Origin of the sequence: Acinetobacter gyllenbergii CIP 110306 = MTCC 11365 (assembly GCF_000413855.1) — a bacterium.
GTDB lineage: Bacteria > Pseudomonadota > Gammaproteobacteria > Pseudomonadales > Moraxellaceae > Acinetobacter > Acinetobacter gyllenbergii.
The window spans coordinates 86,424-102,022 of sequence record NZ_ATGG01000008.1 but is presented as its reverse complement, the minus strand read 5'-3'; the positions used below and the strand labels follow the sequence as shown (position 1 = coordinate 102,022).

The 15,599-nt window shown below is 40.3% G+C and carries 17 protein-coding genes; 5 read left to right on the top strand and 12 right to left on the bottom strand.

Annotated elements, in window-relative coordinates:
- Positions 1–52: 52 nt before the first annotated feature.
- Both F957_RS16390 and F957_RS16395 read left to right on the top strand, forming a co-directional pair.
- Positions 53–403, top strand: a complete 351-nt coding sequence (locus F957_RS16390) for a YbjQ family protein (protein WP_016541364.1) — start codon at positions 53–55, stop codon at positions 401–403.
- Between the two features lie 8 nt (positions 404–411).
- A complete protein-coding gene (locus F957_RS16395; RefSeq protein ID WP_016541365.1) occupies positions 412–855 on the top strand; it encodes a YbjQ family protein in 444 nt (147 codons plus the stop codon).
- A gap of 91 nt (positions 856–946) precedes the next feature.
- On the opposite strand, the gene F957_RS16400 is transcribed toward F957_RS16395, so the two are convergent.
- From F957_RS16400 to F957_RS16425, 6 genes are all read right to left on the bottom strand, one after another.
- Positions 947–2,575, bottom strand: a complete 1,629-nt coding sequence (locus tag F957_RS16400) for an OFA family MFS transporter (RefSeq protein WP_016541366.1) — start codon at positions 2,573–2,575, stop codon at positions 947–949.
- A gap of 228 nt (positions 2,576–2,803) precedes the next feature.
- Positions 2,804–3,514 (bottom strand): Dph6-related ATP pyrophosphatase, encoded by a 711-nt coding sequence (locus F957_RS16405; RefSeq protein ID WP_016541367.1) that lies wholly within the window; start codon positions 3,512–3,514, stop codon positions 2,804–2,806.
- A gap of 57 nt (positions 3,515–3,571) precedes the next feature.
- Positions 3,572–3,907: a hypothetical protein gene (locus F957_RS16410; protein WP_016541368.1), complete on the bottom strand. Its 336-nt coding sequence runs from the start codon at positions 3,905–3,907 to the stop codon at positions 3,572–3,574.
- Between the two features lie 33 nt (positions 3,908–3,940).
- Complete coding sequence (locus F957_RS16415) at positions 3,941–4,747, bottom strand: SDR family NAD(P)-dependent oxidoreductase (RefSeq protein WP_016541369.1); 807 nt, start codon at positions 4,745–4,747, stop codon at positions 3,941–3,943.
- Between the two features lie 13 nt (positions 4,748–4,760).
- On the bottom strand, positions 4,761–5,423 hold the full coding sequence (locus F957_RS16420) for a hypothetical protein (RefSeq protein ID WP_016541370.1): 663 nt from the start codon (positions 5,421–5,423) through the stop codon (positions 4,761–4,763).
- 112 nt (positions 5,424–5,535) lie between these two features.
- Positions 5,536–6,216 (bottom strand): hypothetical protein, encoded by a 681-nt coding sequence (locus F957_RS16425; protein WP_016541371.1) that lies wholly within the window; start codon positions 6,214–6,216, stop codon positions 5,536–5,538.
- 371 nt (positions 6,217–6,587) lie between these two features.
- Between F957_RS16425 and F957_RS16430 the strand changes: the two genes are divergently transcribed.
- Entirely contained in the window at positions 6,588–9,488 is a 2,901-nt protein-coding gene (locus tag F957_RS16430) for a valine--tRNA ligase (RefSeq protein WP_016541372.1), read from the top strand.
- Positions 9,489–9,634: 146 nt separating this feature from the next.
- On the opposite strand, the gene F957_RS16435 is transcribed toward F957_RS16430, so the two are convergent.
- The 5 genes from F957_RS16435 to F957_RS16455 form a co-directional block, all read right to left on the bottom strand.
- Positions 9,635–10,111, bottom strand: a complete 477-nt coding sequence (locus F957_RS16435; RefSeq protein ID WP_016660186.1) for a hypothetical protein — start codon at positions 10,109–10,111, stop codon at positions 9,635–9,637.
- A gap of 119 nt (positions 10,112–10,230) precedes the next feature.
- Positions 10,231–10,602 carry an endonuclease domain-containing protein gene (locus F957_RS16440; RefSeq protein WP_016541373.1) on the bottom strand — a complete coding sequence of 124 codons (372 nt, stop codon included), beginning with the start codon at positions 10,600–10,602 and terminating at the stop codon, positions 10,231–10,233.
- Between the two features lie 123 nt (positions 10,603–10,725).
- Positions 10,726–11,745 carry a coiled-coil domain-containing protein gene (locus F957_RS16445; protein WP_016541374.1) on the bottom strand — a complete coding sequence of 340 codons (1,020 nt, stop codon included), beginning with the start codon at positions 11,743–11,745 and terminating at the stop codon, positions 10,726–10,728.
- Between the two features lie 103 nt (positions 11,746–11,848).
- Positions 11,849–12,436, bottom strand: a complete 588-nt coding sequence (locus F957_RS16450; RefSeq protein ID WP_016660185.1) for a hypothetical protein — start codon at positions 12,434–12,436, stop codon at positions 11,849–11,851.
- A 48-nt stretch (positions 12,437–12,484) separates the two neighbouring features.
- Positions 12,485–13,063: a TetR/AcrR family transcriptional regulator gene (locus F957_RS16455; RefSeq protein WP_016541376.1), complete on the bottom strand. Its 579-nt coding sequence runs from the start codon at positions 13,061–13,063 to the stop codon at positions 12,485–12,487.
- A gap of 290 nt (positions 13,064–13,353) precedes the next feature.
- Here F957_RS16455 and F957_RS16460 point away from each other — a divergent pair, with 290 nt between their 5' ends.
- The gene (locus tag F957_RS16460) at positions 13,354–13,773 is read left to right on the top strand and encodes an acyl-CoA thioesterase (RefSeq protein WP_016660184.1); all 420 of its coding nucleotides are present in this window, start codon (positions 13,354–13,356) and stop codon (positions 13,771–13,773) included.
- A gap of 26 nt (positions 13,774–13,799) precedes the next feature.
- Complete coding sequence (locus F957_RS16465) at positions 13,800–14,720, top strand: DMT family transporter (protein WP_016541377.1); 921 nt, start codon at positions 13,800–13,802, stop codon at positions 14,718–14,720.
- Between the two features lie 53 nt (positions 14,721–14,773).
- Here the strand turns inward: F957_RS16465 and F957_RS16470 are convergent, their stop codons facing one another.
- Positions 14,774–15,583: a 3-hydroxybutyrate dehydrogenase gene (locus F957_RS16470; protein WP_378319383.1), complete on the bottom strand. Its 810-nt coding sequence runs from the start codon at positions 15,581–15,583 to the stop codon at positions 14,774–14,776.
- Positions 15,584–15,599 lie beyond the last annotated feature (16 nt).

Here is a 15,599-nt window from a genome sequence, read left to right as displayed (position 1 = left end):
TGCGAATATTTCTTATCTTCAAACTGAATAGATTGAAGATTTAGAAAAGACAATGTTATTGAGCAGTTTAGAGTCTGTACCCGGGCATGAAATTTTACGTCAACTTGATGTGGTGTATGGCAGCACCGTTCGTAGTAAACATGTCGGCCGTGATTTGATGGCAGGCTTAAAGAATATTGTCGGTGGTGAGTTGACAGGTTATACCGAACTGCTTGAAGAATCTCGCCAAGAAGCGACTCAACGGATGATTGATAAGGCCAAAGGTTTAGGCGCCAATGCCATTGTCGGGATACGTTTCTCGACTTCAAATATTGCGCAAGGCGCATCAGAATTATTTGTTTACGGCACAGCAGTGGTGGTGCAACCGGTTGCCCCTAAGCTCCCAGACCCATTTAGCGCATAGGAAAAACGATGGATGGATTCATTTTTCAGATCGTCCTGTTTCTGATCCTATTCTCAGTCGGTTGGGGTTTTGGTCGTCATATCGAGCAAAAACACTTGCGCGAACTGGACCAGAAAGAAAAGCAATTTGCGCATATTCGGATTGATACCAATCGTTTTGTCAAAACCTCTGCACATGGACATATGGTCAGCAGTAATGTGGTGATCTCACACGATTATTTTAAATATGTACTAGCAACCATTCGTAACTTCTTTGGTGGGCGTTTGGTCAGCTATGAAAGTGTGGTGGAACGTGCACGTCGTGAAGCTGTGATTCGACTCAAGCAGGAAGCCCATGCTGTGGGTGCCAATCAAATTATGGGGGTTCGACTCAGCACCACCGAACTAGGTATGCAAGGTGGTATGGTTGAAGTATTTGCCTATGGAACTGCCATCGTAAACGCTCCACATTGATGACAGTAGCCTATTGGGGAATTACTGTATTACCAATAGAATAAAAAATGCCTCGAATCATGAGGCATTTTTTCTAGCTTAGATTTTAAAGTTAATGAAATAAAACAATCGCCTTTTGCAAAGTAAACCAAATCCCTGCCAGTAAAGGAAGCCCCACCACCAACCAAGCAAGTACCACGGTAATCGTCTTGGATGGCGCATGTGCTACATCATGATTTAGGCTTAAATCTTGCGGTAATTTCTCATGTGCCAAAGCCTTTTCAGCAGCCAATTCAGCCTCTGTCATGTATTGATCTTCATCAACTGGTTTGACCATTAAATTGAGTACAAATCCAATCGCTAACATAGCTGCCAAAATATACATGGTCGTGTCATAAGATTGCGCTTGAGCTATGCCATGTGCCAGTTGATAATCTCGAATATTGGTAATCAATAAGGTTCCAAATACGCCTGCGACAGACCATGCGGTAAGCAAACGCCCATGAATGGCCCCAACCATTTGGGTACCGAAAATATCAGCCAAATAAGCAGGCACAGTGGCAAAACCACCACCATATATCGACAGGATGACACAGAAGGCTAAAACGAATAATGGCAAATTTTCGGCATGTGCCAACTGTGGAATCGAGACATATAACAAGAAACCCAAGGCGAGAAAAATAAAATATGTGTTTTTACGACCAATAAAGTCCGATGTCGATGCCCAGAAGAAGCGCCCAGCAATATTAAATAAGGACAGTAAACCCGTGAAGCCTGCTGCAAAAGTTGCAATCTGCATTTTTTGGTCCGCATTTAATTCATTAATTCCCACATCTAAGCCGATGAGACGTCCGCCAAATACTTCCTGTAACAACGGCGAAGCCATGGCTAAAATACCTATACCAGCAGATACGTTTAAACAAAGTACACCCCAAATCAACCAGAACTGCTTGGTTTTCCATGCCTTATTTAAATGCACGTGACGATTGGTCACAAGACCTGTCGCCTGCGTTACTGTCGGTTGCCAGCCACTCGGTTTCCAATTTGAAGGCGGAATGCGGTAACCAAAGGCACCGCCAATCATGAAAATAAAATAAACGGCAGCCAGTACCAAAAACGTTTGCCAGACACCCACAGAGGTATCCGTTGCAAAGAGCTTCATTAACTTATCTGCCAATGGCGCACCAATCATGGCGCCTCCACCAAAGCCCATAATGGCAAGACCTGTTGCTAAACCCCGACGATCTGGAAACCATTTAATCAGGGTTGATACAGGTGAAATATAGCCAAGCCCAAGCCCGATGCCCCCTATTCCACCTCCTAACCACAATAACCACAACTGATGTGTATAAACACCCAGCGCAGATAAGATCAAACCACTTGCCCAGCAAAATGCCGCAACCACGCCTGCCTTTCGCGGCCCTGCATGTTCAAGCCAACCCCCAAACAAAAATGCGGATGAACCTAAAAAGACAAAAAACAGCGTGTACATAATACTTAATGTGGACACACTCCAGTCACAGGTTGTAGTGAACAACTGCTCAAGCAGACCTATGTTTTTACATTCGATTGGCGCATCAATTCCCAATGCTTTGGATAATGGCAACCAAAACACAGAAAAGCCATATGCCATACCAATACTGAGATGAATCGCTAAGGCGGCAGGAGGCAATAGCCAACGGTTATAACCAGAATGGGCAATCGTGCGTTCCTTGGCCAGAAGTGAAAGTCGTCTTTCCATGTACAATCTCCATGCCTTCACTGCTAAAGAGAGGTTAGTATTATTCATTTGGATCTAGGCAGCGATTCACGCTTATGCCAGAGCTTTGTATTATGCTTATTTTTCAGTAAAGACCGAATGATTGTGCAAAAAATAGCTTGTTTTTATCAAGTAGCTTTTTTTAATAAAAAGTAAATAACGGGTTTAATGATTTTTAAAAAAATCCTGTGTCAAGCACAGAATTTTTGCTTAGGAGTCGGCAAAGATGGCTTGCCAATAATGATAAGTTTGTTCTTCCCCATTCTCTAACTTAAACTCATAAGACATTTGCCGCGTTTCAGCAATCTCAAATTCAACATGGAACTTAAATAACCCGCCTGCATAAGCAAAGGTATGGTACTCCCCATTTTCACCACAGACATCAACTTCACTTGGCATTCGCTCAAGCAAAGCTGCATCGATATCTTGACCAATAAACGACTCATCGAGCTTGCTGGCATCGGTCACAATAATTTTGGTTTGAATGCCTGAATCCAAAAAATCTTGCATGACTTCAGTCGAGTTCAGGTTCCAGATTGGCTCAACCACTTCGATGCCTAAAGGCTGTAAACGATCTTCCCGATATTGACGCACATCACTGAGATAGATATCACCAAAGATAAAGTGCTCAACCCCCTGTGCCTTAAAATGATGGGCTGCATCCAACATACGCTGTTCATAGATAGGCAGATTTTTGGGCAAAAACACTGGATAAAGTGGAATGCCAATACTTTCAGCCTGCTTTTCAAGCAGCCTATGTGGAATGGCATGCATCGAAGACAACTCGGTTTCTTCATTCACTGTAGTTAATAAAGCAATCACCTCGAACTCGTCCTGCTGTAAGACTTTATACAATGCTAAGGATGAGTCTTTGCCGCCGCTCCAATTAAAAACGGCTTTTTTGCGGTTATTGATTGTCATTCGATTACACCATTCCACAGAGCATCTAGAATCCACTCTATTTTCAATTACTTCAGTCTAGTTGAGAACACTGGTGAGATATAAAACCAAAAAAAAAGTTAAACCCCCGAATATCCAGACAGTCGTAGATAAAATGTGAGGCACTTTTTTAATCATGATCGGCAAAGCAATCAGACAAGATAAAAAGATCGATGGAACAGCCAACATAAAGACTCCCATCCATGCATAGCCATTAGCGCCTTCAAAATGGGAAATCGTGACGGTCAATAACTGAGCCACAAGTCCAGCAATGAAGAAGCTGGCAGGCAAAGCAAGTAACAAATAACTGACAATCAATGGAATCGATACGTGATGGCTCGAAGATGGCTGAGATAAATTTTGACTATCTTCCACCTACACGTCCTTTTAAAACCACAATATTCACAATCATTTCACTTTCATTTTGCGAATCATCTTATACAACAAGTTGGGTGACAATCTAGAGACCAACACACCCAATTGCTCTTTTTTCCCGCCAACGACAATATATTGCTCGCCTGCCATTAAGGATTCCACCACCCGTTCCGCAAATACATCAGCATCTAGACCATTTTCAATGGCTTCATCCTGATGCCCTTGGGGCTTACCTTCACCATTTAAAGCATTGAATGATACATTGGTTTTCACAAAACCTGGGAACACCACTGACACCTCAACCCCTGCTGGAGCAACTTCGGCACGCAGACTGTTAGCCCACATATGAATTGCTGCTTTTGCGGCAGAGTAAGTGGCACGATACTGTGTCCCCAATAAGCCTGCTACACTGGAAACAAACACCACACGACCCGACTTTTGTTGTAGCAAGGTCGGTAATACGGTTTTGGTAAAGAACACTTGCGAGAAATAGTCCACCTCCATAATGGCACGTTCAGTGTGCATGGTGGTGTCCTGAATTAAGGCACGTTGACTCAAACCGGCATTATTGATCAACCAATCAATACGCCCTTTACAGGCTAAAACCTGATCATGCGCGTGGCGGACTTGGGCTTCATCGGTAATGTCGGCAGCAATCGAAAGATGCTGTTCTGGCTTGAGTAGTCCAACCCGTACCGCTTCTAATTCATCATAACGACGTGAAGTGAGCACCACTTGTGCCCCTTGTAAGGCACATTCACGGGCTAAAGCTTTACCTAAACCAGAAGAAGCCCCTGTAATCCAGACCACTTTATTTTCAAGTGTTTTGAGTTTTGCCATTTCTCTGTCCTACCTATGCTTGCTGGCGCATAAATTTAAGGAAATAATCGACATAGGTTGCTGCGACTTGCTGATCAATTTGCGCACCCAGTTTTTCTAAACGCTTATAGCCCAAATGTGTGGTCATATTAATGACCCCATTCAGCGTTTTATCCACCACAAAATTAAACTTGAGACATTTTTTCGGCTCACGGATTAAATGAGTTACCCCAACATCAATCACTTCTGTTAATAATTTTAAGGCACTTGGAATTTCGCGACTATCGCCTTCAGCCAATTTCAGACTAGAGGTTCTGACTTGCTGTGCCAACAGTTGTTCAACAGGATAGGTCATATACACCTGTTCATCTTCAATCTGTAGGGTCTTGGAGAGATATTCCACCAAAGGGATTAAACGATCATTGCCAAAAAATGAGATCGACCACGGCATATATTTACGAATCGCATCTAAAATTTGCTGAATGACTTTTTCTGATTCGCCCGTTTGCGAATATTGCTGATTCTCTTGGAGCAGTACCATAAACACTTGTTCAATCACTTCACATGCCATTTCCGACAATACACTGCCTAAAGCATTGGCCTGACTTTCTTTATGTCCTTGCAATAATTGCGTCCGAATATGTGCAAAACGTGCATAAGTATCCGCATGAATATTTAAAAAAACGGCGGTGTTCATTTTAATAACCCTAGTTTTTGGATCGCATAAAAAAGAGCTTGATCAACAAGCCCTTTCATCAGATCAATTTTTCTATCATTTTTGGCGTTGTACACGCCGAATTTAGCACACTCTATTCAGTATCGACATGCATAAATGCTAAAAAATGATTGACACAATCCGTTGCGGCATTGCTATCCACTTGATTACCCATTTTCTCTAAACGCTTATAACTTAAATGTGCAGTCATATTGATCACCCCATTTAAAGTTTTATCCACCACAGCATTAAAATTGAGACATTTTTTCGGTTCACGAATCAAATTGGTTACCCCCAAATCCACGATTTGGATCAAGGTTTGGAATACATCGACCATATCACTGATTTCATTATTCTTGAGTTGCGTGACCAAACCATGTGCCTGCTGTACCAGTTGTCGATCAATCGGATAAGACACATACACCTGCTCATCGTGATACTTGATCATATTGGAAAAATAATTGGCAAAGGGACAAAGACGCTCATTGCCAAATAAGGCAATCGACCACGGCATATATTTACGCACAGCAGCAATAATCTGTTGAATAATTTTTTCAGATTCAACGGTGTTTTTTTGGGTGAGTTGTGTCGGTTGATGGCTTTGAATCAGTAAAACCGCAAACACTTGCTCGACAATTTCACAGGCAATTTCGGATAACACCTCACCCAAGATACGAGATTGGCTTTCATGCGTGCCCGCGTTCAATTGCTGGCGAATGGTCTCAAATTGTCCATGTGTGACGTCATTAATTTTCAATAAGATTGAATAAGTCATGAGCAGCATCCCTTTTTAGTTTTTCGCATTCTTATATTGTTGTTTTAAGCATCAATATTTTTAAGTTATGTGATGCACTCCACAAATCTAATCCTATTTGTATAAAAATCCAACGCCTTTCATCGGCTTTTTTAGAAAAATTTGAAGCGTATAAAGATGTTATCGTACTTGAGTGGTCGATTCGCTCTCATAAAAACCACTTTATGAAGATGTACTAAACATCTCATCTATAAAAGCTCAAGAAACACCAATTTAGCCATTATTTAAGCGGCTTTTATCATTCACATCAGGTCAGGCTGAAATGCCTACAGAAGCGAGGATTTTTTGCTACAATAGATCTAATTTTTTATTCAATTTTAATCTTCTGTACTATGACTGACGCTCAATCTGCTCAAAATATTGCAACCACTTACGATCCAACTGAGATCGAAAAGAAATGGTATCAAATCTGGGAACAACAAGGTTATTTCAAACCCTCAGGTCAAGGTGAATCATTCTGTATCATGATTCCGCCACCGAACGTCACTGGTAGCTTGCACATGGGACATGGCTTTAACAATGCCATCATGGATGCACTGACCCGTTACAACCGTATGATGGGTAAAAATACCTTATGGCAACCTGGGACTGACCATGCGGGGATTGCAACGCAGATGGTGGTCGAGCGTCAATTAGGTGCACAAGGTGTCAGCCGTCATGACTTGGGTCGTGAAAAATTCATCGAAAAGATCTGGGAATGGAAAGAGCAATCAGGCGATACCATCACCCGTCAGATTCGTCGCCTAGGTTCTTCAGTAGACTGGTCGCGTGAACGCTTCACTATGGATGAAGGTTTATCCAATGCGGTCAAAGAAGTCTTCGTTAAACTGCATGAAGATGGCTTGATCTACCGTGGTAAACGACTCGTCAACTGGGACCCGAAACTACAAACTGCGCTGTCAGATTTAGAAGTTGAATCAGATAAAGAAGAAGCAGGTTCATTGTGGCACTTCAAATATTTTTTTGAAGATAAAAACCTACGTACCCATGATGGTAAAGACCATATTGTGGTCGCTACCACTCGTCCTGAAACCTTGTTAGGTGATACTGCGGTTGCTGTGGCACTGGATGATGAACGCTATACGCACCTTGTAGGTCAGAACATTATCCTGCCAATTACAGGTCGTGCTGTTCCAATCGTTAAAGATGAATATGTCGATAAAGAATTCGGTACAGGCTGTGTAAAAATCACCCCTGCACACGACTTTAACGACTATGAAGTCGGTAAGCGTTGTGAATTACCAATCATCAATATCTTCAATAAAAATGCAGAAGTATTGGCTGAGTTTGAATACATTGCCAAAGCAGGCGAGCAAATTTCTAAAACCATCCCTGCCCCTGCGGACTATATTGGTTTAGAGCGTTTTGAAGCACGTAAAAAACTGGTTGAACAAGCAGAAGCTGAAGGCTGGTTAGATCAAATCCAACCTTATACGCTTAAACCACCACGCGGTGACCGTTCAGGTGTAATCGTTGAGCCATTATTGACAGATCAATGGTATGTAAAAATTGCTCCGTTGGCACAGCCTGCAATTGAAGCAGTTCAAGATGGTCGTATCAAGTTTGTTCCTGAACAGTACAGCAACATGTACATGGCGTGGATGAACAATATCCAAGACTGGTGTATCTCTCGTCAGCTTTGGTGGGGTCATCGTATTCCAGCGTGGTACGATGCTGAAGGCAACATCTATGTGGGTCGTGACGAAGCAGAAGTCCGTGCCAAAAATAACATCCCTGCTGATGTTGTGTTAAACCAAGATGAAGACGTACTGGATACATGGTTCTCTTCTGCGCTGTGGACCTTCTCAACCTTAGGTTGGACTGGCGATGCCAAGAAAGATGCGGAAAACTATTTCCTCAATACCTTCCACCCAACTGATGTATTGGTGACGGGTTTTGACATCATCTTCTTCTGGGTTGCTCGTATGATCATGTTTACGATGCACTTCATGAAGAATGAAGATGGTACGCCACAAGTCCCGTTTAAAACGGTTTATGTGCATGGTCTAGTCCGTGATGGCGAAGGCCAAAAAATGTCGAAGTCTAAGGGTAACGTGCTTGACCCACTAGACTTGATTGATGGTGTTGACCTTGAGACCTTGGTACAAAAACGTACGACAGGTCTGATGAACCCGAAACAAGCAGCGAAGATTGAAAAATCAACCCGTAAAGAATTCCCAGAAGGCATTCAAGCTTACGGTACTGATGCAGTTCGTTTCACGTTCTGTGCATTGGCGAACACGGGTCGTGACATTAAGTTCGACATGAAACGTGTTGAAGGCTATCGTAATTTTGCCAACAAGATCTGGAACGCTACCCGTTTCGTATTGATGAATGTTGAAGGTCAAACGGTTGCTCAAGAAGCGCGTCCAGAGCTGTGGGAACTTCCAGAAAAATGGATCATGAGCCGTCTGCAAAAAGCAGAAGCTGCGGTACATCAAGCCTTCGCGACGTATCGTTTAGACCTTGCTGCGCAAGCGATCTATGACTTTATCTGGAATGAATACTGTGACTGGTATGTTGAGTTAACCAAACCCGTTCTGAACGATGCCAATGTATCAGAAGAGCGTAAAGCAGAAGTTCGCCGTGTGTTACTTGCGGTGATGGAAGCATCTTTACGTTTGGCACATCCTTTGATGCCGTATTTGACAGAAGAAATCTGGCAAACGCTTGCGCCGATGTTAGGCAAAGGCGGTGCAACGATTATGACTGCGCAATACCCTGTTCCTGATCAAGCAAAAGTGAATGATCAAGCTGAAGCAGATATGCAGTGGTTACAAGGCTTGATTGGTGCAGTACGTAATATTCGTGGTGAAATGGGCTTAGGGAATGCGCGTTTATTGCCTGTATTACTTAAGAACATTTCTGATGCTGAGCGTGAGCAAATCATCCGTATTGAAGCTTTATTCAAAGCATTGGCGAAAGTTGAAAGCATTGAGTTCTTGAGCAATGAGCAAGAACCACCGTTGTCTTGCTCTAGCGTTGTTAGCCATGCATCGGTATTTGTACCAATGAAAGGTTTGATTGATCCTAAAGCTGAATTGGGTCGTTTGCAGAAGGACTTGGATAAAGTTCAGAAGCAACATGATCAAATTGCCAATAAACTTTCGAATGAAGGTTTCGTAGCGAAAGCACCAGCAGCGGTTGTTGAAGGTGAAAAAGTGAAATTGGCTGAATTTGCTGATCAGTTAGTGAAAATTAAGCAAAGTATGGAGCAAATTGCTGCGCTTTAAGCGGTAATTTAAATAAAAAACCCCTCAATTGAGGGGTTTTTTTGAATGCATAAAATAAATAAATTGCTAAGGGATCTAAAAATTGTCCAAGAGCCTATTCATGTAGATGACAAAGAAAGTTCTATAAGAATTTAAATATAGGACTCCTAATATCCTTTAATATCGGTTCTTTTTTGTATATCTGTTTCTTTAAGAAAACATGCATATTCACTCAACTTAAAAAGCCTCATCTCTCTAGGTTTTATGTCCAACCAATCTTTTACATCCAAGAAGATGTCATTATCAATATCCCATATTTGCTTATAACGGATATCAATTTCTTTTTCCCTACCAACAAACAGTTGAAAAGTATTTCTTAGAAACCCATCTTGTTGAATTACTGTTAAGCGCTCATCATCTAAACGATACAACTTTCTATCGAATAGAAAAAAAATAAACTCTTCGCAACCCAAAATTGCTACTAATTTTTTCTGTTTATCTACTTCAATAAAAAAACCATATCCATTCGCTGCACGCTTGGTTCTAGAGATATTTGATCTCTCTAATTCTTTATTTTCAAAATTAAAAGAATAAAGTTTTTCTTCATTATTAATATTTAAAAAAATTACTGGATTATTGTCCATTCTTTAAAATCCAAATAACTCTAATATTACTATGTTGCTTGATTCTATTCACGCTGAAAGTAGCAAATTTTCTAACACAGATTCGATATATCAATTTTCCCTCTCCTTTTAGGAGAGGGTTAGGGAGAGGTCTTATTAGAAAGCGCACAACATTTATTCCATAAATCATCCAAAACTCTCTCAGTATTTTTTAAAATCTCATGATTCCAATACCGTTCTACTTTTAAATCCAAAGCCTCTAAAAACTTGGTTCGTTCAGCATCATAAGCCCGCCCATCCTCAGTCCCATGCTGACTACCATCCAGTTCAACGACCAAACACAACTCATGGCAGTAAAAATCTACAATATAGGGTGCAATCACATGCTGTCTGCGAAATTTAAGATTCATAAAACGTTTAGCACGAAGTAGTTGCCACATCAGGTGTTCTGCATCTGTCGCATTACTGCGCATGGCTTTAGCGAATTCTAATAACTGTGGGTCTAGTTTCATTTTATGTTATCACCTCTCCCTAGCCCTCTCCTAAAAGGAGAGGGAATATCATCTAATTACATACCACTATAAAATCCATTGCTACTCCCTCTCCCTCAGGGAGAGGGTTGGGGTGAGGGAAAATCAAAGCACCCCATGCCCTAACAACATCTCCACTCCACTCACCTTCTTCATATGCTTTAAACGCTCTTTTTCCCACTTCAACTGCTGCTTTAACTCCGCACAATCCGCATCTATGGCTTTATATACATCACTAATATGCAGATGCTCAGCTTTTACTTTCTTCGCCAACTGAAAAGAATCCAGAATCTCTTCAATTTGACTTTCAAGCTGCTGACTCTGCGCATCCAAAGCCAGTTTATAAAACTTCACTTGCTCTGCTGATAACTCTTTAGCGCCAACACCCTTATTCTGTTCAAGCTGTAATTGAAGCTTGAGCAAGTAAAACAAATCCTGCTGTTCATAGGCCTGACTCGCCTGCTGAAACAACTCGGTTTTTTCTTCTTTCTTGGACTCGTCTTGCTCACGGTCAGGATGAATCATCGCAGCAATTTTTAAATAGACCGTTTTCAGCGACTGCGCTGCCATTTGCTCAGCTTGTTCTCTTTTCTGCTGTTGTCGAAGTTGCTTGGCTTGTTCTCGGGCTTGTTGCTGTTCAGCCGCATATTGCTCAAACTCATCTTGATCTAATTCTGCACTTTGATCACAACTTTCATTAAACTCAAACTTGGCGGACTGTAGTTTTTTATTCTTTTTAGCCGATTGCTGAGCATGTTGCTGATAAAAAGTATCGATCTGCTTGACCAGTTTTAACTGTTCATCCTTCAATATCTTGGAACGCTTTAACAACTGTGCAAGCTGGGCAATTTTTTCATCCAGTTGCTGCATTTCCGCTTTGGAAAATTCATGCTGTTGTAATAGCGTCCAAAGCTGATCCAACTGCTGAAACAGGATTTCATGCAGCTCGCTATACACAGGCATCAGCTTTTGCCGCGTATGCTGTTGAATCTCGGCTTGCGCATTCTGCCATGTAGTAAGGCTGATTTTTTGCTGTTCTATTTGATCAATCAGGCGATTCAGCTTTTTCTGCTGTGAGGAAGGTTCAGCCCTTTGCTTTAAACTGACTTTAAGATCAAAAGACATAACGCATCTGCCTAAAAATTAAAAAGTGTAGCAATAATCAGCCGATAAAGGCAGCAAACGCTCTCAATATCGTGTTTGGACAAACGAGTCGTTTAATTAAGCTTTACTCATCGCCAAATAAGGCATTGGCTGAAACCACTTTGGTGATTTTAACTTTATCTTGTTTCAGCAAGGGATAGATTTTTTGTCTAACTGCATCACTGGTCATAGTGCCATTCAAATTCAGTAACACTGGCTCTTCACTCAGAGAGCCTTTGCCCAAGTATTCTTGATTCAAATCATTGGTAGTTGCTTGATTGACCACAACAAAATATCCCGCAATGCCTTTGACCTGACCACAGGCCAAACTTTGCGGTGACCAATCCCCTTGGCGAATCACTTTTTGCAACGTATAGCCTTTACTTTTTAATTGCTGCGTTTGTGCTGCGGTTGCAATTGGAAAATCAATCCGCTTTTGCTGGCCTTTCCAGTTCACCAGCAAATGACTCGATTGACAAGATTCACGCATAACGCCTCCACTTCCTCTCAATGAGCCTTCATCGGGATCAAAACAGGATGAAATCACTTGAAAAGTCGCTTCACCACAATGCAAGGGCTCAGATTGATAGGTCTTGAATGACGTTGCTTGAGCTTGGTTTATTTGAATTAAACACAAAGATAACAGGCAAAAGTTGGCGAATTTATTGTTCATATCAAGTCATATTAGAATTAAAGGCTGATTCATTCTAACCAAGAATATTTATTTTTTTACTAAAATTTGAACAAAAGCATCACATGTATTCTGAAGGAAAGTGGGATCTTTATAAGCTCTTTCCATCACAGCAATACCCCTCGTATATGTGATTAAAACGTCTGCTGTTTGGCCAACTTCTAAAATCAATGAATCCTTCCATTTTGGGTCAGATAATTTAACCTCTAATGCCAATCTAAGTTCATTCATGAAATCTCTTAAGCGCTGCTGTATACGTTCACTTGTGAGATTTATATCTACTAACATTTTAGTGGTCAGACATCCTTTTGCAGGAGTGCCCTTAGACATATTAGCCAATGCTGCGCTGAAAAAATTGGTTAAAACCTCCTGTAATGAATCTCCTTGCATTGCCAAATCAATATTATTTAAAAAATTTTTACAATAAATTTCATATGCTTGAAGAAAAAGCTCATCTTTTCCTCCATACGCATTATACAAAGATCCTCGTTGGACACCTGTTTCCTTCGCAATCTCAACTAATGAAGTTGCTTGCCAGCCATTTCTCCAAAAGATATCCAAGACTAATGGGAGGATAAATGCCTCATCAAACTGCCTTACTCCAGACAAGTTACACTCCTTATACTTGACAACCCTGTCAAAATTGACAAGACTGTCAAAGATAACTCACAATTATCGTAATTAAAAGATTAGAAAATAATAGTTTTTCAATTTGTCAATTAACTAAAAGAGTGTTGTATGACATTGAAAAACCAAAATTAACACATTCCGCTATGAGGATGATTGTATATGAAAACAAATAGCAACTCTTATCAGTTTTTCATATTTTTAATATCAACTCAAAAATATAATCAAGAGTATTAATTATCCTTGGTTATAATTTGGTTAAGGACAATACAATGAATATAAAATCAAAATCTTATCCCCTAGTGACAATGGATAAATTAAGATATTCAGATACTGATAGACAAGGCCATATTAACAATGCTTTATTCTCAACATTTCTAGAAACAGGACGTGTAGAGATTTTATACAACCAAAAAATAATAAATCAATCAAATGAAACTGAATTTGTAATAGCAAACTTAACCATACAATTTATAAGTGAAATTTTATGGCCAGGCTACATAGAAACGAAAACTGCTATAAAAAAAATAGGTACGAGCTCCATTATTTTTGAACAAGTTATTTATCAAGCTGAAAAACAATGCGCAGCAGCAGAAACCGTAATCGTTCAAATAAACAAATCAAACCGTCAACCATCGCCGTTAACAAATATGGACATCCAAGAATTAAATAAATACTTAAGAGAAAGTTAAACATCAAATAAACAAGGATGTTAAAAATGACAAAAACAAATGAATCTTGGTTAGGTATTATCTACGGAAGCTTAGCAGCTTTAATATGGGCAGCTTTTCCAGTCATGACCAGATTTGGGGTTTCAAAATCAAACTTAGATCCCTTTGAGATTACTTTTATACGTTTTTTTGTTTCAGGAATATTAGTCATTCCTTACTTGCTCATGAATAAAAATATGAAAACCCCAATAAAAGGGCTTCTAATGATAACTGTTGGCTTAGGTGTTCCATATATGCTTATAATTTCCTTTGGACTCAAATATGCACCTGTCGAACAGTTTTCAATTATGACTCCAGCCTGTATGATCTTATTCTCTCTTTTATTAAGTACAATGATATTAAAAATAAAATCTCATAAAAATGAAAGTCTAGGTATCATCACCATCATGATTGGAGTTCTATTTTCAGTATATTCAACATTTAATAGCTCATATATATTTTCACACTTTCTTTTTATTATTGGAGGATTTTTATGGGCAACCTATACGATTGCATCTCGGTATTATTTTAACTCAGCCATGTATGCAACTGCGCTGGTATGCTTCTTTTCAATGATTTTATATACACCATTTTATTTATACATCAAAGGAATAGAAATATTTTCCAACCCTTTATCCACTTTAATCCCTCAAATTATTTATCAAGGGTTTTTCGTTTCTATCATCGCACTATTTTTTTACAGTAAATCTGTAATTTTACTTGGATCAACTACAGGATCTGTTTTTGCAGCCTTAGTTCCTATTCTATCCACTCTAATTTCAGCAGTAATACTAAAAGAAACGATATCCTTAACTTCTATATCAGGATTATTCATCATAACCATTGGTATACTTATCACAATATTCAAAGCAAGTCAGTGGAAAAATATATTCCAACTTTTCAAAGATAAGAAAATAAATAGATTATAAATATAGACAAAAAATCTTGCTACCTCCCCCTCAAGTGAGAGGGAGTGTTGTCCTTACTGTGCAGTATAACCACCATCCATCACCACCGCCTGCCCTGTGATTCCTGCACCTTTGTGACTGGCTAGGAAAATCGCATAGTCGGCAATTTCTTCAACACTGAGTAAACGCTTCTGTGGCACCATCGCTAAAATTACATCTTCCAAAGCACTTTCCAGACTCACATTACGAGTTTTCGCCAAATCTGCAATTTGCCCACGCACCAACGGCGTATCCACATAACCCGGACATAATGCATTCACAGTAATGCCATCACGGGCGCATTCTAAAGCCGCCACTTTGGTCAAGCCGATCACGCCATGCTTGGCACTGTTATAACCCGCCTTACCAGCAAAGCCAATCAATCCATTGATCGAAGACATATTGATAATACGACCATATTTTTGCGCTTTCATAATCGGAAACGCATGTTTAATCCCGATAAATGAACCTGTCAGCATCACCTGAACCAGCTTCTGATAAATCTCCGTGGCGAAATCTTCAATTGCTGCAACATGCTGAAAACCCGCATTATTGATCAGGATATCCAAACGCCCAAAAGTTTGTGTAGTCAAATCAATTGCCGCTTTATAAGCTTGTTCATCAGTTACGTCACAAGGCGCTGATAGGGCTTCAAAACCCTGCTGTTTTAACTGCTCCACTGCTTGCTGACATTTCTCTGCATTGACATCAGAAATCACCACTTTCGCGCCTTCCTGAGCAAATTTTTTCGCAATTTCCAAACCAATACCGCTCGCCGAACCAGTAATAAAGGCCACTTTGGCTTCGAGTTGTTGAGTCACTGTGCTACTCCTGTTCTTGATCATTTTGATTGCTCACCTG

What these genes read in the sequence shown, in the direction of transcription:
- F957_RS16390 (WP_016541364.1), top strand. Translation starts at nt 53, where the DNA reads ATGTTATTGAGCAGTTTAGAGTCTGTACCCGGGCATGAAATTTTACGT.
- F957_RS16395 (WP_016541365.1), top strand. Translation starts at nt 412, where the DNA reads ATGGATGGATTCATTTTTCAGATCGTCCTGTTTCTGATCCTATTCTCA.
- F957_RS16400 (WP_016541366.1), bottom strand. Translation starts at nt 2,575, where the DNA reads ATGGAAAGACGACTTTCACTTCTGGCCAAGGAACGCACGATTGCCCAT.
- F957_RS16405 (WP_016541367.1), bottom strand. Translation starts at nt 3,514, where the DNA reads ATGACAATCAATAACCGCAAAAAAGCCGTTTTTAATTGGAGCGGCGGC.
- F957_RS16415 (WP_016541369.1), bottom strand. Translation starts at nt 4,747, where the DNA reads ATGGCAAAACTCAAAACACTTGAAAATAAAGTGGTCTGGATTACAGGG.
- F957_RS16420 (WP_016541370.1), bottom strand. Translation starts at nt 5,423, where the DNA reads ATGAACACCGCCGTTTTTTTAAATATTCATGCGGATACTTATGCACGT.
- F957_RS16425 (WP_016541371.1), bottom strand. Translation starts at nt 6,216, where the DNA reads ATGACTTATTCAATCTTATTGAAAATTAATGACGTCACACATGGACAA.
- F957_RS16430 (WP_016541372.1), top strand. Translation starts at nt 6,588, where the DNA reads ATGACTGACGCTCAATCTGCTCAAAATATTGCAACCACTTACGATCCA.
- F957_RS16435 (WP_016660186.1), bottom strand. Translation starts at nt 10,111, where the DNA reads ATGGACAATAATCCAGTAATTTTTTTAAATATTAATAATGAAGAAAAA.
- F957_RS16440 (WP_016541373.1), bottom strand. Translation starts at nt 10,602, where the DNA reads ATGAAACTAGACCCACAGTTATTAGAATTCGCTAAAGCCATGCGCAGT.
- F957_RS16445 (WP_016541374.1), bottom strand. Translation starts at nt 11,745, where the DNA reads ATGTCTTTTGATCTTAAAGTCAGTTTAAAGCAAAGGGCTGAACCTTCC.
- F957_RS16450 (WP_016660185.1), bottom strand. Translation starts at nt 12,436, where the DNA reads ATGAACAATAAATTCGCCAACTTTTGCCTGTTATCTTTGTGTTTAATT.
- F957_RS16460 (WP_016660184.1), top strand. Translation starts at nt 13,354, where the DNA reads ATGAATATAAAATCAAAATCTTATCCCCTAGTGACAATGGATAAATTA.
- F957_RS16465 (WP_016541377.1), top strand. Translation starts at nt 13,800, where the DNA reads ATGACAAAAACAAATGAATCTTGGTTAGGTATTATCTACGGAAGCTTA.
- F957_RS16470 (WP_378319383.1), bottom strand. Translation starts at nt 15,583, where the DNA reads ATGATCAAGAACAGGAGTAGCACAGTGACTCAACAACTCGAAGCCAAA.